This window comes from Mycobacterium barrassiae (genome assembly GCF_025822765.1).
Taxonomy (GTDB): domain Bacteria; phylum Actinomycetota; class Actinomycetes; order Mycobacteriales; family Mycobacteriaceae; genus Mycobacterium; species Mycobacterium barrassiae.
The window spans coordinates 198,926-224,394 of sequence record NZ_JACKUK010000023.1; the positions used below are offsets into that span (position 1 = coordinate 198,926).

Here is a 25,469-nt window from a genome sequence, read left to right on the forward strand (position 1 = left end):
CCGCTCTCATACGGCGACGGGGGCTTTGATCGCCGGGTGTGGATCGTAGTTCTTGATCACGATGTCGTCGTAGGTGTAATCGAAGATCGAATTACGCGGCGCGAGAACGAGTTCCGGATACGGTCGCGGTTCGCGGCTGAGCTGCTCGGTGACCTGCTCGACGTGGTTGTCGTAGATGTGGCAGTCACCGCCGGTCCAGATGAACTCGCCCACCTCGAGACCGGCCTGCGCCGCCATCATGTGCGTCAACAGCGCGTAGCTGGCGATGTTGAACGGCACGCCGAGAAACAGGTCGGCACTGCGCTGATACAGCTGGCAGCTGAGCCGGCCGTCGGCGACATAGAACTGGAAGAACGCATGGCACGGAGGCAGCGCCATCTGCGGGATCTCGCCGACGTTCCACGCCGACACGATGATGCGCCGAGAATCCGGGTCCGTCTTCAGCAGTTCCAGCGTCGCGCTGATCTGGTCGATGTGCTCACCGGACGGCGTCGGCCACGATCGCCACTGGACGCCGTATACCGGGCCGAGATCGCCTGTCTCGGAAGCCCATTCGTCCCAGATGGTCACCCCGCGCTCCTGCAGCCATCGCACGTTGGAGTCGCCGCGGAGGAACCACAGCAGCTCGTAGACGATCGACTTGGTGTGCACCTTCTTCGTGGTGATCAGCGGGAAACCCGCCGTCAGGTCGTAGCGCATCTGGTGGCCGAACAGGCTCCGGGTGCCGGTGCCCGTGCGATCCGATTTCGGGGTACCGCGCTCCAGCACCAGGCGAAGTAGGTCCTCGTACGGCGTGCTTATAGACCCTGTGACCGGCACTCGGCCAGCTTACGTCCAGATGGGAGGAGTAGAACGAATGGCATGCCCGGAACACGCGAGATTACCGACTCCATCACCACCGCCGACGGGACCTGCCCGGTCACCTTTCACACCCCGGAGGGAGACGGCCCGTGGCCGGGAGTGGTCATGTACCCCGACGCCGGCGGAGCGCGCCAGACGTTTCGCGAGATGGGCGACCAGTTGGCCGCCTACGGGTATGCCGTGCTGGTGCCCGACGTGTACTACCGCGACGGCGACTGGGCGCCGTTCGAAATGGCGAACGTGTTCAACGACGAGGCCGAGCGTAAGCGTCTCTTCTCGATGATTCACAAGGTGACGCCGGACATCATGGCCACCGACGCGGTCGCCTTCTTCGACTATCTGGCGGCGCGGCCCGAGGTCAAGGGCGAGGCGTTCGGCACCACCGGCTACTGCATGGGCGGGCGGACATCCCTGATCGTCGCCGGCAGGGTGCCGGAGCGGGTCGCGGCGGCGACGTCGTTTCACGGAGGCGGGCTGGCGGCCGACGACCCCGGCAGTCCGCACCTGCTCGCCGATCGGATCAAGGCCGCCGTCTACGTGGGCGGCGCCGAAAACGATGCGTCGTTCACGACCGAGGCGGCTGAAACGCTGGCCAAGGCGCTGACCGCGGCCGGCGTCGAGCACACGATCGAGTGGTACGGGGCGGGACACGGCTTCGCCGTCCCGGACAACGCTCCCTATGACCCGGCGGCGGCGCAGCGCCACTGGGATGCCATGGAGTCGTTCTTCGGCACCCACCTGGGCTGACCCCCTGTAGCGCCCGCGGTGGCCGGTGCGCCACGATGAACGAATGAAAGACCAGGCGACGGCAGAGCAGCCCGACTCCGGCCACGGCACCCGGATGGATCCGGTGCTCGCCCGCAGTTGGCTGTTGGTCAACGGCTCGCACTACGACCGCTTCGCCCCCGCGGCGGCCTCGCGGGCCGACATCGTCGTCCTCGACATCGAGGATGCGGTGGCGCCCAAGGACAAGGTCGCCGCGCGGGAGAACGTCATCCGGTGGCTGGGCGAGGGCAACAACGACTGGGTCCGCGTCAACGGGTTCGGCACGCCGTGGTGGGCCGACGATCTCGAGGCCCTGAGCAAGGCGTCGCTGGGCGGGGTGATGCTCGCGATGGTGGAGTCCGTCGACCACGTGACCGAGACGGCCAAGCGGTTGCCGAACGTCCCGATCGTGGCGTTGGTGGAGACGGCCCGCGGACTGGAGCGGATCACCGAGATCGCCGCCACCAAGGGGACGTTCCGGTTGGCGTTCGGCATCGGCGATTTCCGGCGCGACACGGGGTTCGGGGACAACCCGACGACGCTGGCGTACGCCCGCTCACGGTTCACGATCGCGGCCAAGGCGGCCCATCTGCCCAGCGCGATCGACGGTCCGACCGTCGGCTCCAGCGCGCTGAAACTGAGCGAGGCGACCGCGGTGTCGGCGGAGTTCGGGATGACCGGGAAGATCTGCCTGACGCCTGACCAGTGCCCGACGGTGAACGAGGGCCTGTCCCCCTCGCCTGAGGAAATCAGTTGGGCCAAAGAGTTTTTCATGGAGTACGAACGCGACGGCGGGGAGATCCGCAACGGCTCCGATCTGCCGCGCATCGCTCGGGCGAACAAGATTCTGGATCTGGCGCGCGCCTACGGCATCGAGGTGTCGGAGTTCGACGATGTCGACGAGCCCGCGCACATCCCCGCGCCGTCGGACACGTACCACTACTGAGGCTCGCCGACTCAGACCAAGGCTAAATGTCGGACCTTGTTGTGATGATGGGGTCATGTCAGTGGCGATCGCACCCAAGGAGCGTCTTGAGGTGTTGTTCGACGAGTTGGCCGAGTTAAGCGGTCAACGCAACGCCATCGATGCCCGCATCGTCGAGATCGCCGCCGAGCTCGAACGTGACCGGCTCATCGGCATGACCGGCGCCCGCTCCCTGGCCGCGCTGGTGGCCTGGAAAACCGGGATCTCACCAACCAACGCGGGCACCGTCGCCACCATCGCCGCACGCCTGGAACAGTTCCCCCGCTGCGCGGCCGGCATGCGCCAAGGCCGCCTGTCACTGGATCAGGTCGGCGTCATCGCCGCCCGCGCCGCCGACGGCTCCGATGACCACTACGCCCCCCTGGCCGCGGTTTCCACCGTCACCCAGTTACGCACCGCGGTCAAACTCGAACCACGCCCCGACCCCGACCCCAACCCCTGGGCACCGCAACCGGCGATCACCAAAACCAGCGACGAGCAGTTCACCTACTGGCGCATCCGCCTGGCCCACCCCCAAGCCGCCCTCTTCGACGCCGCGCTGAAATCCCATCACGACGCACTGATCGCCGAATACAAACGCGACCACAACATCGCCGACGACACCGATACTGATGACCGCGACCCCCGCGACAAAACCACCCCCGCACGCCCACCCTTCCCCACCACCCTGGACGCCTTCCTGCAACTGGTCCAGACCGGCTGGGACACCGACGTCGCACGCCGCCCCCACGGCCAACACACCACCGTGCTCGTGCACCTCGACGTCAAAGAACGCCTGGCCTCCCTACACCTAGGCCCGCTGCTCTCTGACGCCGATCGCCAATACCTGACCTGTGACGCCACCGCCGAAGTCTGGTTCGAGCGCGACGGCAACCTCATCGGCGCCGGGCGCACCACCCGCCTGATCAACCGCCGCCTACGCCGCGCCCTAGAACACCGCCACCCCACCTGCGCCGTGCCCGGCTGCGGAGCCACCCGCGGCCTACACGCTCATCACCTCAAACATTGGGAAGACGGCGGGTCGACCGAACTCAACAACCTCGTACTGCTGTGCCCCTATCACCACCGACTACACCACCGCGGCGAGATCACCATCACCGGCAACCCCGACCGCCTCACCGTCACCGACCCCATCGGCCGAGCACTCAGCCCCGCATCACTGGCCCGACCACCCACCCAACCCCCACCCCACGTACCACCCAACCCCGGACCCCACGGCGAACGCGCCCAATGGTGGGCCTACGACCCCTACCAACCCAGACCACCACACAACAACTGATCAATCAGGTTGGGACAACGAGAAATCCGCCGATACCGTTGCTCCACTACTGACGATGTTTGTTGTTGCTGCGCAGGAATGTGCCGACGGCACGCGCGATCCCGCGCCCCGCGTAGATTGCGGCGACCACGGACACGATGATCATCAGGATGAACATCACCAGCCAGTTCGACCGGCTGTGGCTGACGTTCCACCACACGATCGTGAACAGCACCGCGCAGATGAACACCACGATGTCGCGCCAGTTTCCGGCGTAGGACACCGCCGCCTCGCGTATCGCGCGCGTTCGTTCTGTGCCCTCGACCAGATCAGCGATGCGCTCGTTGATGCTTGCCTTCAGGCGGGCCCTGAGTTCGGGCTGATCGTCGGGAATCCGTTCGAGCAGATCCATGTCCTTGGCGATCATCGCGCGGACGTCAGGCCCCTTGAAGCTGCCCGCGGCGGCACCCAACAAGGCTCCACCGGCGATCGGCGCTGCACCCAAGGCAAGTTCGGCGATACCCGGCATGTCTCTCCTTCGTTTGTCAGCTCTGCGTCTCGGCGATCAACGCATCGACGAGCGTCTGCGGTTGGGTGTTCATCACCTGATGGCCGGCGTCGATCCGCACCAGTTGGTCTACCTGCAGCATCTCAGCGAAACGTTCCTGCCACGCTGGCGGCAGGCTTTTGTCCCGCTCACAAAGCACATACGTCGACGCAACAGATCCCAGATGGTCATAACGCCAGTCGCGATAGGTGTAGGAGCTCATCGGCCACATGTCGTGTCCCAGCTTCGCAAGGAATGCCTCCCTGTCGGGCGCCGACATGTCATTGCAGAACATGACCGCGAAGCGTTCTTCGAAGCTCGTCGTTGCCGGATCGAGCGGATAGCCGACCTTGTCCTCGTGCTCGCCGTGCAGGCATTCGCCGATCAGTTCCAGCAAGTTGGTTCCGGCAGGCGGCGCCGAACACGATACGTAGACGAGTTTGCGGAAGAGCGTCGGCGCGAATTCGACCATGCGCGGCATCTGCATACCTGCCTGCGAATGTCCCACCAGCACGACATCGCGCATGCCCGTCGCCTCGATATCGCTGACGAGTTCACGGGCGATGTCGTCGAATTCCATTGCGGAAGCGTCGCGCCCACGCTTCGTGCCGCAGCCGGGCACGTCGAGCGGGATGCAGTCGATACCTTCGAATGCCGACAGCAGGCCAGTCACGTCGTCCCAGACCCAGCTGCCCTGGCCGCCCCCGTGCAGCAAGGCGAAGTTCGTCGCCGCCACCATCGCTTCCGTCCTTGTATCGACCCGCAATAGTAGTTCGCGACGGTGCACGCCGGAGTCTCTTCGGCTACCCCATCAGCTGTGCCGCGACCGTGGCGCCGAGCTCCCAACAGGCCTCCAGGTCGCTCTTGCTCGGCTTGCCCGACACCACAACGTATTCGGCGGCTTTCGTCCAACCCAGGCCGGTCGTGATGGCGGTGACGCCGTTCTCCGCTCCCTCGGTGCCCTCGTTGCCGTGCAGGTACAGGCCGAATGGCCGCCCCCGCGTGGCGTCCAGGCACGGGTAGTAGCAGACGTCGAACGCATGCTTGAGGGCGCCGCTCATGTAGCCGAGGTTGGCCGGGCTTCCGAGCACATAGCCGTCGGCCTCCAGCACGTCAACGGGTGAGACGGACAACGCAGGCCGACGCACGACCTCGACACCTTCGATCTCCGGATCGGTGGCACCTTTGACGACGGCTTCGAACATCTCCTGCGTGTGCGGGGACGGCGTGTGGTGCACGATCAACAATCGGGCCATAACTAGTCGAGTGTTCCCCAGAAGCGGGTGAGTGCGTCCGCGCCGCGAGTCGGGTCTTCGACCATCCACCAGTGCCCTAACCCGTCCAACACCTCTGTGCGGGCACCGGCTCGTTCGGCTGCGCGACGCCGGATTTCCTCTGAACCGACGAACGTGTCCGCGGTGGCCAGCAGTGAAAGACCCGGCCGGGCAGCACATCGTTGCAAGCCTCCGCCGGCCTCGGCCATTTCTCCCGGCTGTGCCGCCGAGCGGTAGAGCGACAGAACCGCCCTGCCCATGTCCGGGCCTTGGGCTGCAGCGATCGCCGTTGCGATGTCCGTCGGGAGGAAGGGGGCCCACTGGGCGACGCGATCCTCGACCGCGCCGCCGAACATCGTTTCGACGAGTTGCTCGCCCTCACCTGGCGTCTGCCACACCTGAGCCAAGTCGTGCCAGACGTAGTCGGGGTCGAAAATTCCGACGACGTCGCTGGCCCAGCTTCGAACCAACTCGGGTTGATGCATCATCGCGTTGACCACATGCAGCCCGCCCCAGTCGTGCCCGACAAGATCCAACGGACCGTCGATGTTCTCGAGCTCGCCTTCCAGCCAGTCGCGGTATACGAGGTAGGTCGCCGGGAAGGCGTCAGGCAGGGGTGCACCGAATCCGGGCGGGGACAGCCGCACCACATCGTCGCGTCCGAGAGCTTGGACGAGCGGACCCCAAATCGCTTCGGTCTCCGGATTCCCGTGCACCAAAACCACAGTCATGCTGAACATCCTTGCACCGCGTCAGGTCCGCTCCTCCATCTCGACCGCTTTCTTCATGGCCTCGCGCGCGCGGCTGCGGTCACCCGCGTAGTCATAGGCACGAGCGAGCCGATACCACCGTCGCCAGTTGTCCGGATCGGCTTCCAATTCGGCGAGCACGGTCGCGAACAGCGCGTCGGCGGCGTCGCGCTGAATACGTCCGGACGGCATCCGCGGCAGCGAGCTGACGTCGAGTTCCATGCCCTCGTCCTTGACGATCCTGCCCAGCCGCTGGTGCGTCAGCCCGGCCCGCAGCGTGCTGACCATGACCCACATGCCGATCAGGGGCATGATCATCAACGCCAGACCCAGACCGATCGCTGCGGGTTCGCCAGAAGTGATGAACGCCATCGCAATTCGGCCGAGCAGGATGAAATACACGATCAGCGCCACGCACATGAAGCCGATCAGCAGCTGGATGCGCAGGGCCTGCGATCGCTCGCTCATCAGAGATCGAGCAGCGGCTCGATACCCACGGTGAGCCCGGGATGCTCGGCCACCTTGCGTACCGCGAGCAGAACGCCGGGGACGAAGGAGGTGCGATCGAGGCTGTCATGCCGGATCGTCAGCGTCTCGCCTTGCGTTCCGAAGAGCACCTCTTGGTGTGCGACGAGGCCGGCCAACCGCACCGAGTGCACGGGGATGCCGTCGACGTCGGCACCGCGGGCACCGTCGATGCCTGTGCTGGTCGCGTCGGGGTTGGGCGGAAGTCCTTTTCGCGCCTCCGCGATCAGACGCGCCGTACGCGCGGCCGTGCCCGACGGCGCGTCGGCCTTGTGCGGGTGATGCAGCTCAATGACCTCGACCGATTCGAAGAACCGGGCGGCCTGCTGCGCGAAATGCATCGACAGCACAGCGCCGATCGCGAAGTTCGGCGCGATGAGCACCGCGACGTCCGGCTTGGCGGCCACCCACTGCCGGACCTGGTCCAGCCGCTGGTCGGTGAACCCGGTGGTGCCGACAACCGCGTGGATCCCGTTGTCGATCAGAAACTTGAGGTTGTCCATCACGACGTCGGGATGGGTGAAGTCGATGACGACCTCGGTGCTGGAGTCGACCAGCTGGCTCAGCGGATCACCGGCGTCGACGCCGACGGTGAACGTCAGGTCTTCGGCGTCCTCGACGGCCGCCACCATGGTCGCGCCGACCTTGCCCTTTGCCCCCAGTACTCCGACTCGCATGGGGCAACCCTAGTTGGTGACGCTGGACCGCCCGTTGACTTCCCCAGCTGCCCGTTGAGACTGCTGTCAGAGCAACGGTTCTGCGAAAAATCGCGCGCTGGCAGCAGTCTCGATCCGCTGCTCCACGTTCACTCTGCGCCCACGCCGCGAAAGCGCGAGCAATTGCGGCGTAGACGCAGGGTCAACGGCTACAGCGGGGATGCGCCCCGCAGGTGTTCGAATATCAGCGACGTCTGCGTACCTGCCACGTCGGCGTCGGCGTTGAGGTTCTCCACCACGAACGACCTCAGGTCCTCGGTGTCGCGCGCGGCGACGTGCAGGATGAAGTCCTCGGCGCCTGCCAGGAAGTAGACGTCCATCACCTGTGGCTTGCTGCGGATGTGCTGAATGAAGTTGCGGATCTTGCCGCGCGCGTTGGATTGCAGACTCACCGAGATCATCGCCTGCAGAGTCAGACCGATGGCCGCAGGGTCGATATCGGTGTAGAAGCCGCGGATGACGCCCAGGTCCTGGAGCCGCCGCAGCCTGGCGTGACACGTCGACGGGGCGATGCCCACGACGTCGGCCAGAGCGCTGTTGGAGATGCGCGCGTCGCCGTGCAGGGTCAGCAGGATCCGCCGATCCACGTCGTCGAGTTCGATGGCCTGAACATCCTTCGGCGGACGTGTTTGACGCGCCGCCGGTTTCGACAGTTCTTCGGCCATGCAGTGATACTAACGAAGTATCAACAGGGTTATTGCCAATACATCGAACATTCTTCACACTTTACACAGCACTTCGACTATAGGAGCGGTCATGCGCGTCGGCATCCCGACCGAGATCAAGAACAACGAGTACCGCGTCGCCATCACCCCGGCCGGCGTCGCCGAGCTGGTCCACCGAGGCCATGAGGTACTCATCCAGGTGGGCGCAGGCGAGGGGTCTGCGATCTCCGACAACGATTTCAAGCGCGCTGGCGCGCAGATGATCAACAGCGTCGACGAGGTCTGGGAAGAGGCCGACTTGCTGCTCAAGGTCAAGGAGCCGATCGAGGCCGAGTACTCGCGCCTGCGCGAGGGCCAGACCTTGTTCACCTACCTGCACCTTGCGGCGTCAAAGCCGTGCACCGACGCACTGCTCGCGTCGGGCACCACGTCGATCGCCTACGAGACCGTGCAGTTGGCCGACGGCTCCCTGCCGCTGCTCGCCCCCATGAGCGAGGTCGCGGGCAGGCTCGCCGCCCAGGTCGGCGCATATCACCTGATGCGCAGCCACGGCGGTCGCGGCGTGCTCATGGGCGGCGTGCCCGGCGTCGCACCGGCTGAGGTCGTCGTCGTCGGCGGCGGCGTGGCCGGCTACAACGCCGCCCGCATCGCGAAGGGCATGGGCGCCCACGTGTCCGTGTTCGACGTCAACATCAACACGCTGCGCAAGATCGACAACGAGAACAGCGGAGCCATCGAGACCCGCTACTCGTCGATGCTCGACCTCGAGGACGCCGTCAAGGAGGCGGACCTGGTGATCGGCGCGGTCCTGGTGCCGGGCGCCAAGGCTCCGAAGCTGGTGAAGAATTCGACTGTCGCACATATGAAGACGGGTGCGGTGCTCGTCGACATCGCGATCGATCAGGGCGGGTGCTTCGAGGACTCGCGGCCCACCACCCACGACGATCCGACCTTCGCGGTGCACGACACGGTGTTCTACTGCGTCGCGAACATGCCGGGCGCGGTGCCGCGCACGTCGACCTACGCGCTGACCAACGCGACGATGCCGTACGTCCTGAAGCTCGCGGACAAGGGCTGGCAGGCCGCCTGCGAGTCAGATCCGGCGCTGGCCAAGGGCCTGTCGACGCACCAGGGGTCGCTGCTCTCCCAGCAGGTCGCCGCCGATCTGGATCTGCCCTTCACGGATCCGGCCACGCTGCTGGCCTGATCACCGGTACAACTCCCCGTCCACGTACAACCACCGACGGGCTCGAAAGGCGAAGCGGGACCGCTCATGTAGCGTCCCGCTTCGTCTGTCTTCCCGGTAGTGCGCGCGGAATTCGACCTCACCCGTCGCATCACCGGGCTGCCCGTCGACGGTGTCGATGATCTCCAGCCCGGTCCAGGTCAACGCGGTGTCGGGCGTCAACGTCTCCGGCCGCGTCCGCGGATGCCACGTCTGCCAGATGTAGTCGAGGTCGCCGACCGCATACGCGCTGTAGCGCGAGCGCATCAGCTGCTCGGCGGTCTCGGCAAGGCGCTCGCCGAGATGTAGTGGTAGACAACAGCGTCCGAACGGTTCCTCCGACCCACACGGGCACAGCTCGGTCGGGCGCATCGTGACCGTTAAGCGATGAGGGTCGGAAAGACCAGTGCAGTCAGCTCGCCGACGAGCGGACGCATGTTCTCCGCCTTCGGGTCGTCGGCCTTCGTCCGCGTCATGATCGCGAGCAGGAGTTGTTCGCCCTCAGGGCCGTACGCGATGCCGACGTCGTTCGTACTGCCGTAGTCGCCGCTGCCGGTCTTGTCGGCGGTGGTCCAGCCCGGCGGAAGCCCGGCCCGCATGCTCGACGTCTGATTGGCGCGCATCCAGTCCTCGAGCAACCGACGCTGAGGTGGTGCGAGCACATCGCCGGTCAGTAGCGCGCGGAAGCCCCCACCGAGCGCCTCCGGCGTACTGGTATCACGCAGATCGCCGGGAATCGCCGTGTTCAGCTCGGTCTCCCAGCGGTCGAGCCGCGTACGTTCGTCGCCGATACTGCGCGCGAAGGCGGTGATCGCCTGTGGGCCGCCGATCCTGGTCAACAGCAGGTTGGCGGCGGCATTGTCACTCTGTTGCAATGCGGCCTGGCACAGTTCGGCCAGCGTCATGTCACCGCCGGCACGCGATTGCGTGACGGGCGAATTCGGTAAGATGCCCGCCGGGTCGACGAACATCGTGTCGTCCAGCGACAGCTCGCCGTGCTGGGCCATCTGCAACACCCGCCCCGACGCGTAGGCCTTGAACGTCGAGCACATCGCGAACGGATCTTGGGCACTATGCGCCACCGTTTTGCCGGACACCAGGTTCGCCGCGAAGACGCCGATGGCCGCGTTGTTCCGCTGCTCGAGGTCTTGGATCGACGCGTCCACCGACGACGAGGGGTCGGCCAACGCGATCGTGTGCGAGGATGCGGCCACCGCTGCGAGTGTCAAGCCGCCGAGCAGGACGTGTCGCCGAGAAAGTGGAGTCATTGACTCCACACTAGGCGATCAGCGTGTCATCGCCCGAAGCGGCTGCGGCAACATCCTTTTCGAAGTTTGCGGGCCGAGCACAGCGCCACCGTACTGGCGGGACAGCAGTTTGCGTGCGACTGCGTTGACCTCATCGAGCGTCACCGCCTCGATCTTGGCGAGGGTGTCTTCGATGCTGCGATGCGTACCGTAGTTCAGCTCGCTGCGGCCGATCCGGTTCATTCGGGAGCCGGAGTCCTCGAGACCGAGCACCAGTCCCCCGCGCAGTGAGCCCTTCGCGATGCGGTATTCCGTCTCGGTGATGCCGTCGCGGGCGACTTCCTCGAGCACGTCGGCGGTGACCCGCACGACTTCGGGGAAGCGCTCAGGCAGGCACGCCGCGTAGATCGACAGCGCCCCGCCGTCGGCGAAGGTGTCCACGGTCGAGTAGACCGAGTACGCCAGCCCACGGGTTTCCCGGATCTGTTGGAACAGACGGGAACTCAGGCCGCCGCCCAGCGCGGTGTTGAGCACCGAAAGCGCCCAGCGGTGCTCCCAGTGCCTGCCCGGGGTCCGGACGCCCAGCGAAAGATGGGTCTGCTCGGCGTCCCTGTTGACCAACTCCAAGGTGGGCCGGCCCGTGACGCGCCCGGTGCCCTTGCGCGGCGGCACCGGCTTGCGGCCGCGAACCAGCCGCGGGCCGAAGTGCTCGCGCACCAACGTCACGACCTCGTCATGCTCGACGTTTCCGGCGACTGCGACGACCATCCGCTCCGGCGTGTAGCGACGCATGTGAAACGAATGCAGTTGCGTCCGCGTCATCGCCGCGATCGACTTTGCGCTGCCGATCACCGGCCGACCGACCGGGTGCGAACCGAACATCGCCGACAGGAAGACGTCGCCGAGGGTGTCTTCGGGATCGTCGTCACGCATGGCGATCTCCTCGAGCACGACATCGCGCTCGATCTCGACATCCTCTGCGGCACAACGCCCTCGCAACACCACGTCGGCCACCAGGTCGACGGCCAACTCGAGGTCGGTGTCGAGCACATGCGCGTAGTAGCACGTGTGCTCGCGCGTGGTGAACGCGTTCAGCTCACCCCCGACCGCGTCGACGGCTTGCGCGATGTCGACCGCGGTGCGCGTCGGGGTGGACTTGAACAGCAGGTGTTCCAGGAAGTGCGCCGCACCGGCAACGCTGGGTCCCTCGTCACGGGAGCCGACGTCGACCCAGACCCCGACCGATGCCGAATGCACCGACGGGATGTACTCGGTGACCACGCGCAGGCCACCGGGCAATACGGTGCGACGCACCTGGGACCGTGTAGATGACTCCGCGTTGCTTGTGCCGCGGCGCAACGCCCTAACTCGTCGCCGTTGCGGCATCTGCTGGTGCAGTCTCCGATGGGGCATCTGCGGCATCGTCTTCGGCGACGAGAACCAGCGAGATCTTCCCGCGGTTGTCGATATCGGCGATCTCCACGCGCAGCTTGTCGCCGACCTTGACGACATCCTCCACCTTGGCGATCCGCTTGCCACGGCCCAGCTTGGAGATGTGCACCAAGCCGTCCCGGCCGGGCAGCAATGACACAAAGGCGCCGAAATCGGTTGTCTTGACGATGGTTCCGAGGAACCGCTCACCGACCTTGGGCAGCTGCGGGTTGGCGATCGCGTTGATCTTGTCGATCGCGGCCTGCGCCGCCTCACCGTTGGAGGCGCCGACGAACACGGTGCCGTCGTCCTCGATCGAGATCTGCGCGCCGGTCTCCTCGGTGATCGAGTTGATCATCTTGCCCTTGGGCCCGATGACCTCACCGATCTTGTCGACCGGCACCTTGATCGTGGTGATGCGCGGTGCGTACGGGCTCATCTCGTCGGGCGTGTCGATGGCCTCGGCCATCACCTCGAGGATGGTCAGTCGCGCGTCCTTGGCCTGCGCCAGCGCTGCCGCCAGCACCTGCGACGGGATGCCGTCGAGCTTGGTGTCCAGCTGCAGCGCGGTGACGAAGTCCTTGGTGCCCGCGCACTTGAAGTCCATGTCGCCGAACGCATCCTCGGCGCCGAGGATGTCGGTGAGCGTGACGAAGCGCCGCTCGGTGCCGCCACCTTCGGTTTCGACATCGTCGGACACCAGACCCATCGCGATGCCCGCAACCGGAGCCTTCAGCGGCACACCGGCATTCAGCAGCGACAGCGTCGACGCACACACCGAGCCCATCGACGTCGAGCCGTTGGAGCCCAGCGCCTCAGACACCTGGCGGATCGCGTACGGGAACTCCTCGACGCTAGGCAGCACGGGCACCAGGGCCCGCTCGGCCAGTGCGCCGTGGCCGATCTCGCGGCGCTTGGGCGAACCGACGCGACCGGTCTCACCGGTCGAATACGGCGGGAAGTTGTAGTGGTGCATGTAGCGCTTGGAGGTCTCGGGTCCCAGCGAGTCGATCTGCTGCGCCATCTTGACCATGTCGAGGGTGGTGATACCCATGATCTGGGTCTCGCCGCGCTCGAACAGCGCACTGCCGTGTGCCCGCGGGACCACGGCCACCTCGGCGCTCAGCGCGCGGATATCGGTGATCCCGCGGCCGTCGATGCGGAAGTGGTCGGTCAGAATCCGCTGACGTACAAGCTTTTTGGTCAGCGACCGGAATGCCGCGCCGATCTCCTTCTCGCGGCCTTCGAACTGCTCGGCCAGCCGCTCCAGCACCTCGACCTTGATCTCATCGGTGCGATCGTTGCGCTCTTCCTTGCCTGCGATGGTCAGCGCCTTGGACAGCTCCTCGGTGGCCACAGCGGCGACAGAGTCGAACACATCGTCCTGGTACTCCGGGAACACCGGGAAATCGGCGGTCGGCTTGGCCGCCGCGTCGGCCAGCTCCTGCTGCGCGGCGCACAGCGCGGCGATGAACGGCTTCGCGGCCTCGAGGCCCTCGGCGACCACGGTTTCGGTCGGGGCGCCCGCGCCACCGTCGATCAGCGCGACGACGTTCTCGGTCGCCTCGGCCTCGACCATCATGATCGCTATATCGTCACTGTCGTCGGCTACCTTGCGGCCCGCGACCACCATGTCGAAGACGGCTCCTTCGAGCTGCTCGACGGTCGGGAAGGCGACCCACTGGCCGTCAATCAGTGCGACACGCACACCGCCGACCGGGCCGGAGAACGGCAGACCCGACAGCTGGGTCGACGCCGAGGCGCCGTTGATGGCCAGCACGTCGTAGAGGTCCTTGGGGTCAAGGCTCAACACGGTCACGACGACCTGGACCTCGTTGCGCAGACCCGACACGAAGGTCGGACGCAGCGGCCGGTCGATCAGGCGGCAGGTCAGGATCGCGTCCGTCGACGGCCGGCCCTCGCGGCGGAAGAACGAGCCGGGGATACGCCCGGCGGCGTACATCCGCTCCTCGACGTCGATCGTCAGGGGGAAGAAGTCGAAGTGGTCCTTCGGGCTCTTGCTGGCCGTGGTGGCCGACAACAGCATGGTGTCGTCGTCGAGATAGGCGACGACGGAGCCGGCGGCCTGCTTGGCCAACCGACCGGTCTCGAAACGGATGGTGCGGGTGCCGAAGCTCCCGTTGTCGATGACGGCGGTGGTCTCGTATACGCCGTCTTCAAGTTCAACTACAGACATAGGTGTCCGTATGGCCTCTCTGGATTCACAGTTTCCACTGTTCAGCTGTTTCGCGTCGTCACAGCGTGTGAACCACCGGCCTCGATTTGGCCACGGCCATCGATCGAAGCTGTCGGGTGTCCTACCCGGCAACCACTACCGAAGACCGCGCGATCAGGCGGGTCCTGTCGTGAGACGCGGGAACGGTGCTCGCGGATCTGCGATCACCGCACCCAGACGTTCGAGCCGAAACCGGCAGTCGAACTCATCCATCCTACATTGCAGCAGGTACGGCACCGAAATCCCAGGGGCCTCCCGCGTGCCTCAGGCGACGTCCTCGACGCAGACGGTGAAGTTGCGCTCGTCGTAGGGATAGCCCACACCCGTGGCGCACTGGTCCACGTCGGCGACGTTCTCCAGGATCTCGGTGACGCGCTGGCGGTTGGGCACCGAGGCGTCGTCGCAGTCCACCCGCACCGGATCCTTGTCGTTGGTGGGGTCGATGCTCATGCAGTCGCCCACCACCCAGTCGATGTCCATGCAGATCGTCGTGGTGGCATCGGAGAAGGCGCCGCGCATCGAGTAGTAGGAGTCGACATCCGCGGGGCAGAGGTCGCTGTCCTCGACGGTGGCAGCCACCTTGAAGTTGGAATCCCGGCTACCGCAGTCGACCTTGGTCACTTCGGGCCGTTCCGGGGTGCCGCCCGTCTTGAGGCAGTCGCCCACCGCCAGGTTCGCAGCGGAGCCGGACGAACAGCCGGTCAAAGCCCCCATCGAAGCCAGCAGGCCCGCGATCGCCGCTGCGGCGATCGCGGAGAGGTTCCGCACGTGCGTCGGGTCAGCGACGCAGGCCGAGCCGGTCGATCAAGGAGCGGTAGCGCTCCACGTCGACCTGGGCGACGTACTTCAGCAGGCGACGCCTGCGGCCGACGAGCAGCAGCAGCCCGCGCCGCGAGTGGTGGTCGTGCTTGTGCTGCTTGAGATGCTCGGTGAGATCAGAGATGCGCCTGGTCAGCAGCGCGACCTGGGCCTCCGGCGAGCCGGTATCGGTGTCGTGCAGGCCGTACTCGCTGAGAATGGTCTTCTTCTGTTCGGCAGTGAGCGCCACGAATTACTCCATCTATCGGTCCGCGAACAAGGGGTTTGTGTCCCCGTAAGAAGCGCAGCCACCGCGAACTGCAGCACGCGCTCGGTCGGGCGAGAGTCTAGCAGCGCCGCCCCTGAGCTGCGAAATCCGCCGACTGCACGCTTGTTAGCACCCGGTCCTGGGCTTTCGTGTCAACAAGCGTGGCACTCGGCGCAGAGTTCAGTGGGCGGCCAGGATGGCGCGGGCGCGTTCGGTGTCGACGCCCATCGCGGTGACCAGGTCCTCGACCTTGGCGAACTTCTCCTGCCCGCGGATGCGCGCGACGAAATCGACGGCGACATGCTGGCCGTACAGGTCTGCCGACGTGTCGAGCACGAACGCCTCCACCGTGCGGGTCCGCCCCGAGAACGTCGGGTTGGTACCGACCGACACCGCCGCCTGATAGCGCTCACCTGGGACGACGGTCCCGGCGATCGGTCCGTGGCCGAGCACGGTGAACCACGCCGCGTAGACGCCGTCGGCAGGGATGGCCGAATACATCGGCGGCGCCACGTTGGCGGTCGGAAAGCCCAGCACCTTGCCGCGTCCATCGCCGCGGACCACCACACCCTCGACGCGATGGGGGCGCCCAAGGGCCTCGCTGGCGGCGACGACATCGCCGGCGTCGACGCACGAGCGGATGTAGGTCGACGAGAACGTGACGGTCTCGTCGCGGTGGTGCTCGGACACCAGCGTCATGCTCTCTACCGCGAAGCCGAACCGCTCGCCCGCCTTGCGCAGCAGGCTGACGTTGCCCGCGGCCTTCTTGCCGAACGTGAAGTTCTCCCCGACGACCACCTCGACGACATGCAGGCGCTCGACCAGCAGTTCGTGGATGTAGCGCTCGGGCGTCAGCTTCATGAAATCCGACGTGAACGGCATGACCAGGAACACGTCGATGCCCATTTCCTCGACGAGCTCAGCACGCCGTGCCAGCGTCGTCAGCTGGGCGGGATGGCTGCCGGGGAAGACGACCTCCATCGGATGCGGATCGAAGGTCATCAACACCGTCGGCACGCCGCGCGACCGACCCGCCTTCACCGCGTGGTTGATCAGCTCCTGATGGCCTCGGTGAACACCGTCGAACACGCCGATGGTGACGACACATCGGCCCCAGTCCGTCGGGATCTCGTCTTGTCCCCGCCAGCGCTGCACAGCGCAAGCCTACGGCGCGGCCGCCACGACGGTCCGGCTAGATCACCACATCAGGCGACAACTGCCTAGAATTTGACCTGTGAATCCGAACGGTAACCCGCGCGACCTGACGATGGTCGCCCAGGATTACCTCAAAGTCATCTGGACGGCCCAGGAGTGGTCGCACGAGAAGGTCAGCACGAAGATGCTGGCCGAGCGGATCGGGGTGTCCGCGAGCACCGCGTCGGAGTCCATCCGCAAGCTGGCCGATCAGGGACTCGTCGATCACGAGAAATACGGCGCCGTGACGCTGACTGCCGCCGGCCGCGCGGCCGCGCTGGCGATGGTGCGCCGGCACCGGTTGATGGAGACCTTCCTCGTCCGCGAGCTCGGCTACAGCTGGGACGAGGTGCACGACGAGGCCGAGGTGCTCGAGCACGCCGTGTCCGACACGATGCTCGATCGCATCGACGCCAAGCTCGGCCATCCCACCCGCGACCCGCACGGCGATCCGATTCCCGCCGCGGACGGCCATGTGCCGACCCCCGATGCGCGGCAGCTGTCGATCTGCCGCGACGGCGACACCGGAGTCGTCGCCCGGATCTCGGACGCCGATCCGGAGATGTTGCGGTACTTCGACAGCGTCGGCATCAGCCTGGACTCGCGGCTGATGGTGCTGGCCCGGCGTGACTTCGCGGGCATGATATCCGTCGCCGTCAAGCCCGCCGGTTCGGGTGAACACGAAAAGGGCACCACAGTGGAGTTGGGAAGCCCTGCCGCAGAAGCGATCTGGGTGGTCAGCTAGCTCACAACGTGGCAGGGCGCAACACGACGACAGACCGCGTGCGCGCCGCTTCGTCGCGCAGCAATGCGATCACCTTCCCGTCGGGCGACGTCGCGGCGTAGGTCCCGTCGATGCCGGCCGGCTCCAGTGCCCTGCCGTGCCGGGTGTGCTCGGCCTCCTCGGCAGTGAGGTCACGGCGCGGGAAGGTGAGCAGACACGCCTCGTCGAGCGAGTAGGAAAGGCGCGGCCGTTCGGCCAGCTCATCGAGAAGTACGGCCTGGTCGAGCCCGAAGCGCCCGACACGGGTCCGTCGCAGCGCAGTGAGATGTCCACCGACGCCCAGCGCCTCGCCGACGTCCCGTGCCAGGGCGCGGATGTACGTGCCGCTGGAGCAGTCGACCTCGACATCGACGTCGAGCAGGTCGCCGTCGCTTCGTACGTCGAGCACATCGAAGCGGTCGATGCGGACCCTGCGCGACTCGAGTTCGACGGTCTGCCCTTCGCGCGTCAGCTTGTAGGCCCGTTGACCGCCGACCTTGATGGCACTGACGGCCGAAGGGATCTGGTCGATGTCACCGCGCAGCGCGGCCACCGCCGTCTGGATCTGCGCCTCGGTCACATGGGCGGCCGAAACCGTCTGCAGCATTTCGCCTTCGGCGTCCTCGGTCGACGTGGTCTGGCCCAGCCTGATGGTCGCGGCGTAGGACTTGTCGGTGGCGGTCAGCATGCCGAGGATCTTGGTGGCCCGGTCGATGCCGACGACCAGGACTCCGGTCGCCATCGGGTCGAGAGTGCCTGCGTGCCCGACCTTTCGGGTGCCGAAGATGCGCCTGCAGCGGCCGACGACGTCATGACTGGTCATGCCCGCCGGCTTGTCCACCACGACAAGTCCGGCTGTGCTAGTTCCCCGGTCGCTTCGCTCTCCCCTGGCCTGCGGCCGTGGGCCCAGCCCGCCGGAACTCACAGCACGATCGCCGTCAGCGCCAACCCGTCACGCACGGACCACCGGCCCGACAACGTCTCCACCGGCGGACCCGACAGTGCGGCCGGATCGATCAGGATCCGTGACTCGAACTGACCCGAGGTGCCGCTGTCGTCGACGTCGAACGTGATGTGTGCATCCTCGAATCCCAGCCAGCGTTTCGTCAGCGGAAACCACGCCTTGTAGGTGGCTTCCTTGGCGCAGAACAGGATTCGATCCCAGTGCAGTCCGTCGGGCAGCGCACGCAGTTCGGCGCGCTCCCCCGGCAGGCTGACGGCGTCGAGGACGCCATTCGGCAGGACGCCGTGCGGCTCGGCGTCGATACCCACCGAACGAACCTCGCCGTGCCGGCCCACCGCGGCTCCGCGGAAGCCCTCGCAGTGGGTGAGGCTGCCGACGATGCCGTCGGGCCAACACGGTTCGCCCTTCTCCCCCTTGAGAATCGGCACGGGTCCGACACCGAGTTCGGACAGCGCTTCGCGCGCGCAATAGCGCACGGTGATGAATTCGTTGCGCCGCTTGGCCACCGACTTGGCGATCAGCGGCTCTTCTTCGGGCAGCGGCTTCAGTTCCGGTGGGTCGGTGTACATCTCGGCGGCGGCGAGCGCCTGCGCATCGCCGGGCAGTACGCCAGAGAGCAGGGTGGCCATGACCGTCATGGCTGCCTGGCCTTGATCCGCTCCTGCACCTTCTGGGCGTGGTCGCGCATCTCCTGGGTGATCTCGAAGTGTCCGCCGAACTCGTTGAGATAGCCGGGCGCATACTTCGGGTCCGGGAGCACCTGACGAAGCCAGCGATAGGGCTTGCGGCGGCGCCATTCCCGCGGATACCCGACGGAGACCTCTTCATGGCGCACCCCGTCGTACCAGGTGGTGCGTGGGATGTGCAGATGCCCGTACACCGAACACACCGCGTTGTAGCGGGTGTGCCAGTCGGCGGTGGCCGTGGTGCCACACCACAGCGAGAACTCGGGATAGAACATCGCGTCGCAGGGTTCGCGGACCAGTGGGAAGTGGTTCACCAAGACGGTCGGCGTCATCCAGTCGAGGTCCTCGAGCCGCTTGCGGGTGGAGGCCACCCGGTCGCGGCACCACGCATCACGCGTGGCGTAGGGCTCGGATGACAGCAGGAACTCGTCGGTTCCGACGACATTGCGCTCGCGGGCGATGGCCAATCCCTCTGCCTTGGTCGCGGCCCCCTGCGGCAAGAACGTGTAGTCGTACAGCAGGAACATCGGCACGATGGTCGCCGGACCACCCTCTTCGGTCCACACCGGGAACGGGTGCTCGGGGGTGATGATGCCCATCTCGTCGCACATGTTGACGAGGTAGTCGTAGCGGGCCTTGCCGAAGATCTGCATCGGATCGCGGTTGGTGGTCCACAGCTCGTGGTTGCCTGGCACCCAGATCACCTTGGCGAAGCGCTTCCGCAGCAGGTCCAGCGCCCAGTGGATCTCGTCGGTGCGCTCGCCGACGTCGCCCGCGACGATCAGCCAGTCGTCGGGGGTGGACGGGTAGAGCGACTCGGTGACGGGCTTGTTGCCCGTGTGACCGGTGTGCAGGTCGCTGATGGCCCAGAGAGTGGGCTGCCGGCCGTCACGTGTCACAGCCCTCCAGCCTACGTGCGGGTAGCGAAACCTCTCGCACTCCAACTAGAACAGGTTCTCGTTTCCGCTTCGGCCGGTCCGCCCCGGCCGCTACACTCCCGGGCAGGGTCGGTCCCGATGACGGCGGCCGCGCCGCCACGACACTAAGGGGTGGAATGGTCGCCAAGCTGCGCATTCTCGCAGCGTTGTGTGCGCTGGTCGCGGCGGTCGTCGTAATGAGCCAGTCCAATTCCGACGGCCCTCTGCAGGTCCGGGCCGCCGACATTCCGATGACCAACGTCACAACCAGCATCAAGTACCCGGTCGTCGAGACCGTCGACCCGGACCCGTTCAGCCCGTGCCGCGACATTCCGCTCGACGCCGTCGCGGCGCTCGGCCTCGCCTTCACGCCGCCGTCCCCCGAGGAGGGGCTGCGGTGCAAGTACGACGCCGGCAACTATCAGTTGACCATCGAGCCGTTCGTGTGGAAGAAGTTCGAGGAGTCCTTGCCCGCCGACGCCGTCCAGCTCGACATCGACGGTCACCGCGCTGCGCAGTGGTGGGTGATGAAGCCGACCGACTGGAACAACCGGTGGTGGATCACCTGCGCGATGGCGTTCGACACCAGCTACGGCATGATCCAGCAGACGCTGTTCTACTCACCGATCTACTCCAACCCCGCCCCCGACTGCATGCAGACCAACCTGCAGCGCGCCCACGACCTGATCCCCTATTACAAGTTCCAGGGCGACGGCGACACTAGCCAGTGATCTTGTCCATCGGGCTCGACCGTTCGAGCATGCCGATGGCCTCTTCACCGTCCCACCGGTAGCGCACGCCGGCCTGCTGAAGCGCCGGAAACGTCCAGTTGGCCATCTTCTCCAGCATCTCCGCGGGGACCTCGCTGGGATCGGTGATGTCGTGTGTCGACACCACCGTCTCGCCCTCGATTCGCACTGTGCCGCTTTCGGTTTCGAGCACGACCGAGACGTCCCCGCCGCGAGCCTGCAGCCGCCGCAGCCACGGCGCTGCCACGACCCGGGCCGGAATCAGCTTCCCCTCGCCGAGATAGACGTACCCCTCGTTGAACGCCGGCTCGCCGTCGGGCCGCGGCGGATAGGCGATGTAGCCGAACGCCCTACCGTCCGGGAACAGCGCCGACTGCCAGCAGTGTCCCCAGAAGCCCTCCAGCCTGCGCACGCCCTGGCGGCGGATTCGCAGGCCGGTGCCGCTGAAGTCGTGTTGTTCCCCCGCCACGTGAACCGCGCCCGTCGCACGGAACAGCTGCTCGTAGCGCGGCCCTCCCATCAGGTCGCCCACGATCGATGTCTTCAGCTGCGCGTCAGCGTCGGCCTGCAACGCGCCCTGCACCCACGGCGGGACCGCCATCTTCGCCTCGACCTCGAAGCGCAGATCGACCCGAGGCCCGTCCTTGCGCCCCGCGATCAGATCGGTCGACGACGTCGCAACGGCCTGCCCGTCGAACGTCATCGACCACACGTCGAACGGTTCGACACACCTGAACACCAGCGGGCCAGCACCCAGCACCGTCGGCCTCCCGTCCGGACCCGCCGACGGCAGACTCTTGCCCTCGTCACGCAGCCGGTACACCCGGCCGTCGGCGAAGGCGACATTGACCTGCACGCCGTGCGCCTCCCAATTCGCGGCGACGGCCTCGATTCCGATGCGCGGCAGCCCGACCTCACCGCGATCGTCGAGGACCCAGAAGCTCACCGAATCCCGCATCTCCGGGTCGTCCGGTCGCTCGGCGAACATGTATTCGCGCAGCGGGTCGATGCCACCGGTCAGATCAATCGGCATGCGAGGCTCCCAAGTAGGTGTCGACGTAGGTGGCGAACAGCGGGCGAATTGCGTTGAGGTCCAAGCCGAACACCTCAGGATCAGCCTTCGGATGCGGTTCCCGGTTCTCGGCGTTCTCGGCCCACCAGGTGCGCATGCCGTCCTCGAACTCGTCGGTCACGGGCTCACCGAGCCAGTCGTACATCCGGCGTACCTCGCCTACCGGGTCGTTCTGCATCGCGCGAAAGTGGATGTCGTAGAAGCGATCATCGGCGCCCGCGGCCCGGAACTTCAGCACGCGGTCCATGCCCGTCGACCATTGCTTGACGTTGAGCTCACCGAGGTACCGATGGTCGACCTCGTCAGTGAATCCTCCGACGATGTCGGTGTACACGTCGACGACCGACAGCATCACGTCGGTCGGGTCGCGGTGCGTCATCACGAATCTCGCATCGGGAAACACCCGGTCGAGGTAGTCGAGCGAGATCACGTGGGCCGGCGACTTCAGCCGCCACGGCCGTCTCGGCTCCCCCCACTGCAGAAGCTTGAGCACGCGTCGCTCGTAGCGGTAGGTGGAGGTGAAGTCGGCGCGCTCGAGCAGCCAGTCGGAGTAGGACGGGATCTGCGCGAAGGCCTGAAACATCTGGGATTTGAAGTCGAGCGCCATCAGGTCGAGGCATTCCATCGGCCCCTGAACGTCGTTGGGCACGTGATGGCGGGTACCGACGGTGACGGGTCGCTGATCGGGCGGGATCCTCGGATCCTCGCCGCGGACCGTCGACGGCGGCGGGCACGGCCGAGTGGACTCCCAGCTGCGCAGGTAACGGCCGTGCGGATCCCGGGCCAGCAGGAACGACAGCGCGGTCGATCCGGTGCGGGGTAGGCCGAGGCCGAACAGCGGCGCGTCGATGGGCTCGTCGTCGATCTCGGGGTGCCTGCGGTACCAGTCCTCGACCTGCAGTCGCTGGCACAGATGCAGCCCCAGGCGGTCGTAGACGAACGCCTCGCCCCTGGCGTTCAGTCGCGCTTCGTCCTGCAGGGCGCGCACCAGGATCTCCAGGCCCTCGCGGAACGAATCGTCGCCGAAGTCGTCGAGGCCGGTGCGCTCGACGGCGGCGGCCATCAACTCGGCCGGTGATGCCACGCCGCACCTCCCGATCGTCGAGAGCTCCCAAATTGATGACAGTATACTGTCGCCATTATGGGCGAGGCGTCAATAGCGAATCGGCGGACCTACGACAACCGGGCCCGTCAGCAGAAGGCCGCCCAGACCCGAGAACGCATCGTCACGGCGGGCAGTGAATTGGTGCACGCCTTCGACTCCTGGAACTGGCGGGACCTCACGTTCAAGGCGGTGGCGGAGCGCGCGGGTGTCGGTGAGCGGACCGTGTACCGCCACTTCCCCACCGAACGGCACCTGCACGACGCGGTGATGCAGCGGCTCGAGTCCGAGGCCGGGGTCTCCTATGAGGACGTCGACCTGACCAACATCGGCGAGGTCACCGCCCGCGTATTCGCCGCACTGCAACGGTTCTCGGTGCACCCGTCCGTCGAGACGCCGCAGGACCCGACGTTCGTCGGCGTCGACGCGCGCCGGCGCGATGCGCTGATGCGCGCAGTGTCGGCGGCGGCCCCCGGCTGGTCGATCGCCGAACAGCGGGTCGCCGCGGGCCTGCTCGACGTGCTCTGGAATGTGCCCTCCTACGAACGACTGGTCGGGGTGTGGGGCGTCGACGGTGCCACCGCAACCCGGGCGATCGGCTGGCTGATGACACAGGTCGTGACGGCAATCACCGACGACGACCCACCACCTGCGTAGCCTGTGTGACGTGACCGCCGTATCCGATTCCACGACTGCATCGCCGGCCGCGGGAAAGTTCAAGACGTTCACCGGCCGGACGTTGAGCAGAGTCCTGCACCTCCCACCCCGAACGTGCGACTTCACCGTGCACCCTGTGCGGGTGCCGATGCGCGACGGTGTCGAACTGGTCGCCGACCACTACGCGCCGACGACGGCCACTCCCGCGGGCACGCTGCTGGTGCGCTGTCCGTACGGCCGGGGGTTCCCCTTCTCCACGTTGTTCGCCGGTGTGTACGCCACCCGCGGTTATCACGTCGTATTCCAAAGCGTGCGCGGCACATTCGGCTCCGGCGGCGAGTTCGAGCCGATGGCCAACGAGGTCGCCGACGGTGCGGACACCGTCGAGTGGTTGCGCAACCAGCCATGGTTCACCGGTTCCTTCGCGACCATCGGCCTGTCGTACCTGGGCTTCACCCAATGGGCACTGCTCAACGATCCGCCGCCGGAGATGAAGGCCGCCGTCATCACCGTGGGTCCGCACGATGTCAGCGGCCCCCGCTGGGGTACCGGCTCCTTCGGGCTCAACGACTTCCTCGGCTGGAGCAACCTCGTTGCGCACCAGGAGGATCCCCGGCTGCGCGCGTTGATCGCGCAGGTACGCGCACGCCGTGCGCTGGCGCGCGCCACCAAGGGGCTACCGATCGGAGAGGCCGGACGCGCCCTGCTGGGCGACCGCGCGCTGTGGTGGGAGGAGTGGCTCGACCATCCCGAACCCGACGACCAGTATTGGGCGCCCCGGCATCTCCGGGATGCACTGAAGCGCACCGACATCCCGGTGTTGTTGGTCGGCGGGTGGCAGGACCTGTTCCTGGAGCAGACGCTGGCGCAGTACGACGCGCTCAAGAGTCGCGGGGTCGACGTCGCGATGACCGTCGGAGCGTGGACGCATACGCACGTCATGTACAAGGGCGCCCCTACCGTGATCCGCGAATCGCTCGACTGGCTCGGCGCCCACCTCGGCGGGCAGGGCACGTCGCGAAGCCCGGTGCGAGTCGAGATCAAGGGGAAAGGCTGGATCGACCTGCCAGAGTGGCCGCCGGCCATGCCGGAACGCGTGCTCTACCTGCAGCCGACCGGCAGGCTGGGCGACGCGGCTCCGCCGGACACGGCGCCGCCGAGCCGATTCACCTACAACCCCGTGGACCCGACACCGACCATCGGCGGCCGATTGCTCGCCCCCGAGGGCGGCTATCGCAAGGACGACAAGCTCGCCGAACGACCCGACGTGCTGTGCTTCACCGGCGACCGGTTGCCGACCGACCTCTACGTCGTCGGCACCCCGGTCATCGAGCTGTCCCATTCCTGCGACAACCCCTATCACGACCTGTTCGTACGCATCAGCGAAGTGGACGCCAAGGGTGTGTCCCGGAACGTCAGCGACGGATACCGCCGCAGCCCAACGGCTTCGACGGGTGCTGACACCGTTCGCATCGAACTCGATCCGACCGCGCACCGGTTCCGCGCCGGCTCGCGGATCCGGGTGCTGGTCGCCGGGGGCTCGCATCCACGGTTCGTGCGCAACCTCGGCACCGCCGAGCCGATGGCCCGCGGCCGTGAGCTGATGGTGTCGACGCACACGGTGCATCTCGGGGACGGCGGCGTATCGCGGCTCGTACTACCCGCGGGGCCGGAGCCGCCCTCCGCCCGCTGAGCAAATGAATTGCTCGCCTTAATGGGACAATTCCCGAATGGCAAGCTTTTCATAGAAAACGCATATTCGAACGATAAAAAGGTGGCAGGGGAAACGGGTCCGAGACCCATTCACCTGCCACC

Annotated in this window: 28 protein-coding genes; 8 read left to right on the forward strand and 20 right to left on the reverse strand. The window is 66.4% G+C overall.

The genetic code is table 11. The annotated features are described in order from the left end of the window. Positions 1-6 precede the first annotated feature (6 nt). On the reverse strand, positions 7-801 hold the full coding sequence (locus H7J93_RS11295) for a thymidylate synthase (protein WP_267306970.1): 795 nt from the start codon (positions 799-801) through the stop codon (positions 7-9). 60 nt (positions 802-861) lie between these two features. Here H7J93_RS11295 and H7J93_RS11300 point away from each other — a divergent pair, with 60 nt between their 5' ends. The 3 genes from H7J93_RS11300 to H7J93_RS11310 are packed head-to-tail and all read left to right on the forward strand — an operon-like array spanning position 862 to position 3,890. Further along, positions 862-1,608, forward strand: a complete 747-nt coding sequence (locus tag H7J93_RS11300; protein WP_267306377.1) for a dienelactone hydrolase family protein — start codon at positions 862-864, stop codon at positions 1,606-1,608. Between the two features lie 43 nt (positions 1,609-1,651). Next, complete coding sequence (locus H7J93_RS11305; protein ID WP_267306378.1) at positions 1,652-2,572, forward strand: HpcH/HpaI aldolase/citrate lyase family protein; 921 nt, start codon at positions 1,652-1,654, stop codon at positions 2,570-2,572. Positions 2,573-2,627: 55 nt separating this feature from the next. Then, positions 2,628-3,890, forward strand: a complete 1,263-nt coding sequence (locus H7J93_RS11310) for an HNH endonuclease signature motif containing protein (protein ID WP_267306379.1) — start codon at positions 2,628-2,630, stop codon at positions 3,888-3,890. A gap of 46 nt (positions 3,891-3,936) precedes the next feature. On the opposite strand, the gene H7J93_RS11315 is transcribed toward H7J93_RS11310, so the two are convergent. The 7 genes from H7J93_RS11315 to aldR form a co-directional block, all read right to left on the reverse strand. Further along, on the reverse strand, positions 3,937-4,398 hold the full coding sequence (locus H7J93_RS11315) for a hypothetical protein (protein WP_267306380.1): 462 nt from the start codon (positions 4,396-4,398) through the stop codon (positions 3,937-3,939). A gap of 16 nt (positions 4,399-4,414) precedes the next feature. Then, a complete protein-coding gene (locus H7J93_RS11320; protein WP_267306381.1) occupies positions 4,415-5,155 on the reverse strand; it encodes an alpha/beta fold hydrolase in 741 nt (246 codons plus the stop codon). A gap of 64 nt (positions 5,156-5,219) precedes the next feature. Then, positions 5,220-5,672: a flavodoxin family protein gene (locus H7J93_RS11325; protein ID WP_267306382.1), complete on the reverse strand. Its 453-nt coding sequence runs from the start codon at positions 5,670-5,672 to the stop codon at positions 5,220-5,222. Between the two features lie 2 nt (positions 5,673-5,674). Beyond that, positions 5,675-6,421, reverse strand: a complete 747-nt coding sequence (locus H7J93_RS11330) for an alpha/beta fold hydrolase (RefSeq protein ID WP_267306383.1) — start codon at positions 6,419-6,421, stop codon at positions 5,675-5,677. A gap of 21 nt (positions 6,422-6,442) precedes the next feature. Further along, positions 6,443-6,907, reverse strand: coding sequence for a tetratricopeptide repeat protein (locus H7J93_RS11335; RefSeq protein WP_267306384.1), 465 nt, complete (start codon positions 6,905-6,907; stop codon positions 6,443-6,445). Continuing rightward, entirely contained in the window at positions 6,907-7,641 is a 735-nt protein-coding gene (dapB, locus tag H7J93_RS11340; RefSeq protein WP_267306385.1) for a 4-hydroxy-tetrahydrodipicolinate reductase, read from the reverse strand. Before dapB ends, H7J93_RS11335 begins: the two co-directional genes overlap by 1 nt. Before the next feature lie 188 nt (positions 7,642-7,829). Then, on the reverse strand, positions 7,830-8,345 hold the full coding sequence (gene aldR / locus H7J93_RS11345; protein WP_267306386.1) for an HTH-type transcriptional regulator AldR: 516 nt from the start codon (positions 8,343-8,345) through the stop codon (positions 7,830-7,832). A gap of 91 nt (positions 8,346-8,436) precedes the next feature. Between aldR and ald the strand changes: the two genes are divergently transcribed. After that, the gene (ald, locus tag H7J93_RS11350) at positions 8,437-9,552 is read left to right on the forward strand and encodes an alanine dehydrogenase (protein ID WP_267306387.1); all 1,116 of its coding nucleotides are present in this window, start codon (positions 8,437-8,439) and stop codon (positions 9,550-9,552) included. Here ald and H7J93_RS11355 read toward each other — a convergent pair whose 3' ends face one another. From H7J93_RS11355 to H7J93_RS11385, 7 genes are all read right to left on the reverse strand, one after another. Next, positions 9,553-9,942 (reverse strand): YchJ family protein, encoded by a 390-nt coding sequence (locus tag H7J93_RS11355; RefSeq protein WP_267306388.1) that lies wholly within the window; start codon positions 9,940-9,942, stop codon positions 9,553-9,555. A gap of 8 nt (positions 9,943-9,950) precedes the next feature. Beyond that, positions 9,951-10,838: a class A beta-lactamase gene (gene bla / locus H7J93_RS11360; protein WP_267306389.1), complete on the reverse strand. Its 888-nt coding sequence runs from the start codon at positions 10,836-10,838 to the stop codon at positions 9,951-9,953. A gap of 18 nt (positions 10,839-10,856) precedes the next feature. Then, a complete protein-coding gene (locus H7J93_RS11365; protein WP_267306971.1) occupies positions 10,857-12,203 on the reverse strand; it encodes a M16 family metallopeptidase in 1,347 nt (448 codons plus the stop codon). Continuing rightward, positions 12,181-14,445 carry a polyribonucleotide nucleotidyltransferase gene (locus H7J93_RS11370; RefSeq protein WP_267306390.1) on the reverse strand — a complete coding sequence of 755 codons (2,265 nt, stop codon included), beginning with the start codon at positions 14,443-14,445 and terminating at the stop codon, positions 12,181-12,183. Before H7J93_RS11370 ends, H7J93_RS11365 begins: the two co-directional genes overlap by 23 nt. 303 nt (positions 14,446-14,748) lie before the next feature. Then, positions 14,749-15,198 carry an LppU family putative lipoprotein gene (gene lppU / locus H7J93_RS11375; protein ID WP_267306972.1) on the reverse strand — a complete coding sequence of 150 codons (450 nt, stop codon included), beginning with the start codon at positions 15,196-15,198 and terminating at the stop codon, positions 14,749-14,751. Between the two features lie 64 nt (positions 15,199-15,262). Further along, positions 15,263-15,532, reverse strand: a complete 270-nt coding sequence (gene rpsO / locus H7J93_RS11380) for a 30S ribosomal protein S15 (RefSeq protein ID WP_267306391.1) — start codon at positions 15,530-15,532, stop codon at positions 15,263-15,265. A gap of 198 nt (positions 15,533-15,730) precedes the next feature. Then, positions 15,731-16,705: a bifunctional riboflavin kinase/FAD synthetase gene (locus H7J93_RS11385; RefSeq protein ID WP_267306392.1), complete on the reverse strand. Its 975-nt coding sequence runs from the start codon at positions 16,703-16,705 to the stop codon at positions 15,731-15,733. Between the two features lie 112 nt (positions 16,706-16,817). Here H7J93_RS11385 and mntR point away from each other — a divergent pair, with 112 nt between their 5' ends. Continuing rightward, positions 16,818-17,489 carry a manganese-binding transcriptional regulator MntR gene (mntR, locus tag H7J93_RS11390; protein WP_179968047.1) on the forward strand — a complete coding sequence of 224 codons (672 nt, stop codon included), beginning with the start codon at positions 16,818-16,820 and terminating at the stop codon, positions 17,487-17,489. Between the two features lies 1 nt (position 17,490). On the opposite strand, the gene truB is transcribed toward mntR, so the two are convergent. From truB to pptH, 3 genes are read right to left on the reverse strand one after another with little or no spacing between them, the layout of a single operon-like run. Continuing rightward, positions 17,491-18,417 (reverse strand): tRNA pseudouridine(55) synthase TruB, encoded by a 927-nt coding sequence (gene truB / locus H7J93_RS11395; RefSeq protein ID WP_267306973.1) that lies wholly within the window; start codon positions 18,415-18,417, stop codon positions 17,491-17,493. Positions 18,418-18,428: 11 nt separating this feature from the next. Beyond that, positions 18,429-19,109 carry a 4'-phosphopantetheinyl transferase PptT gene (gene pptT, locus H7J93_RS11400; protein ID WP_267306393.1) on the reverse strand — a complete coding sequence of 227 codons (681 nt, stop codon included), beginning with the start codon at positions 19,107-19,109 and terminating at the stop codon, positions 18,429-18,431. Beyond that, entirely contained in the window at positions 19,106-20,056 is a 951-nt protein-coding gene (gene pptH / locus H7J93_RS11405; RefSeq protein WP_267306394.1) for an ACP phosphodiesterase PptH, read from the reverse strand. The genes pptT and pptH overlap by 4 nt, the downstream gene beginning before the upstream one ends. Before the next feature lie 155 nt (positions 20,057-20,211). Here pptH and H7J93_RS11410 point away from each other — a divergent pair, with 155 nt between their 5' ends. Beyond that, positions 20,212-20,805, forward strand: a complete 594-nt coding sequence (locus H7J93_RS11410; RefSeq protein ID WP_267306395.1) for a DUF3558 domain-containing protein — start codon at positions 20,212-20,214, stop codon at positions 20,803-20,805. Here the strand turns inward: H7J93_RS11410 and H7J93_RS11415 are convergent. Both H7J93_RS11415 and H7J93_RS11420 read right to left on the reverse strand, forming a co-directional pair. Next, a complete protein-coding gene (locus H7J93_RS11415; protein WP_267306396.1) occupies positions 20,795-21,856 on the reverse strand; it encodes a DUF7064 domain-containing protein in 1,062 nt (353 codons plus the stop codon). The two genes, H7J93_RS11410 and H7J93_RS11415, sit on opposite strands and share 11 nt — an antisense overlap. After that, positions 21,846-22,979 (reverse strand): sulfotransferase family protein, encoded by a 1,134-nt coding sequence (locus H7J93_RS11420; RefSeq protein WP_267306397.1) that lies wholly within the window; start codon positions 22,977-22,979, stop codon positions 21,846-21,848. The genes H7J93_RS11415 and H7J93_RS11420 overlap by 11 nt, the downstream gene beginning before the upstream one ends. 57 nt (positions 22,980-23,036) lie before the next feature. Here H7J93_RS11420 and H7J93_RS11425 point away from each other — a divergent pair, with 57 nt between their 5' ends. Further along, positions 23,037-23,654, forward strand: a complete 618-nt coding sequence (locus H7J93_RS11425) for a TetR/AcrR family transcriptional regulator (protein WP_267306398.1) — start codon at positions 23,037-23,039, stop codon at positions 23,652-23,654. A 10-nt stretch (positions 23,655-23,664) separates the two neighbouring features. Next, complete coding sequence (locus tag H7J93_RS11430; protein ID WP_267306399.1) at positions 23,665-25,347, forward strand: CocE/NonD family hydrolase; 1,683 nt, start codon at positions 23,665-23,667, stop codon at positions 25,345-25,347. The last annotated feature ends 122 nt before the right edge of the window (positions 25,348-25,469 follow it).

Excerpts from the sequence above, each read along its gene's own strand:
- H7J93_RS11370 (WP_267306390.1), bottom strand. The coding sequence starts at position 14,445 with ATGTCTGTAGTTGAACTTGAAGACGGCGTATACGAGACCACCGCCGTC.
- aldR (WP_267306386.1), bottom strand. The coding sequence starts at position 8,345 with ATGGCCGAAGAACTGTCGAAACCGGCGGCGCGTCAAACACGTCCGCCG.
- H7J93_RS11305 (WP_267306378.1), top strand. The coding sequence starts at position 1,652 with ATGAAAGACCAGGCGACGGCAGAGCAGCCCGACTCCGGCCACGGCACC.
- H7J93_RS11365 (WP_267306971.1), bottom strand. The coding sequence starts at position 12,203 with ATGCCGCAACGGCGACGAGTTAGGGCGTTGCGCCGCGGCACAAGCAAC.
- ald (WP_267306387.1), top strand. The coding sequence starts at position 8,437 with ATGCGCGTCGGCATCCCGACCGAGATCAAGAACAACGAGTACCGCGTC.
- H7J93_RS11415 (WP_267306396.1), bottom strand. The coding sequence starts at position 21,856 with ATGCCGATTGATCTGACCGGTGGCATCGACCCGCTGCGCGAATACATG.
- mntR (WP_179968047.1), top strand. The coding sequence starts at position 16,818 with ATGGTCGCCCAGGATTACCTCAAAGTCATCTGGACGGCCCAGGAGTGG.
- H7J93_RS11425 (WP_267306398.1), top strand. The coding sequence starts at position 23,037 with ATGGGCGAGGCGTCAATAGCGAATCGGCGGACCTACGACAACCGGGCC.
- H7J93_RS11410 (WP_267306395.1), top strand. The coding sequence starts at position 20,212 with ATGGTCGCCAAGCTGCGCATTCTCGCAGCGTTGTGTGCGCTGGTCGCG.
- lppU (WP_267306972.1), bottom strand. The coding sequence starts at position 15,198 with ATGGGGGCTTTGACCGGCTGTTCGTCCGGCTCCGCTGCGAACCTGGCG.
- H7J93_RS11315 (WP_267306380.1), bottom strand. The coding sequence starts at position 4,398 with ATGCCGGGTATCGCCGAACTTGCCTTGGGTGCAGCGCCGATCGCCGGT.
- H7J93_RS11335 (WP_267306384.1), bottom strand. The coding sequence starts at position 6,907 with ATGAGCGAGCGATCGCAGGCCCTGCGCATCCAGCTGCTGATCGGCTTC.
- pptT (WP_267306393.1), bottom strand. The coding sequence starts at position 19,109 with ATGACGGTCATGGCCACCCTGCTCTCTGGCGTACTGCCCGGCGATGCG.
- dapB (WP_267306385.1), bottom strand. The coding sequence starts at position 7,641 with ATGCGAGTCGGAGTACTGGGGGCAAAGGGCAAGGTCGGCGCGACCATG.
- H7J93_RS11320 (WP_267306381.1), bottom strand. The coding sequence starts at position 5,155 with ATGGTGGCGGCGACGAACTTCGCCTTGCTGCACGGGGGCGGCCAGGGC.
- H7J93_RS11355 (WP_267306388.1), bottom strand. The coding sequence starts at position 9,942 with ATGCGCCCGACCGAGCTGTGCCCGTGTGGGTCGGAGGAACCGTTCGGA.
- H7J93_RS11330 (WP_267306383.1), bottom strand. The coding sequence starts at position 6,421 with ATGACTGTGGTTTTGGTGCACGGGAATCCGGAGACCGAAGCGATTTGG.
- H7J93_RS11310 (WP_267306379.1), top strand. The coding sequence starts at position 2,628 with ATGTCAGTGGCGATCGCACCCAAGGAGCGTCTTGAGGTGTTGTTCGAC.
- bla (WP_267306389.1), bottom strand. The coding sequence starts at position 10,838 with ATGACTCCACTTTCTCGGCGACACGTCCTGCTCGGCGGCTTGACACTC.
- H7J93_RS11325 (WP_267306382.1), bottom strand. The coding sequence starts at position 5,672 with ATGGCCCGATTGTTGATCGTGCACCACACGCCGTCCCCGCACACGCAG.
- H7J93_RS11300 (WP_267306377.1), top strand. The coding sequence starts at position 862 with ATGCCCGGAACACGCGAGATTACCGACTCCATCACCACCGCCGACGGG.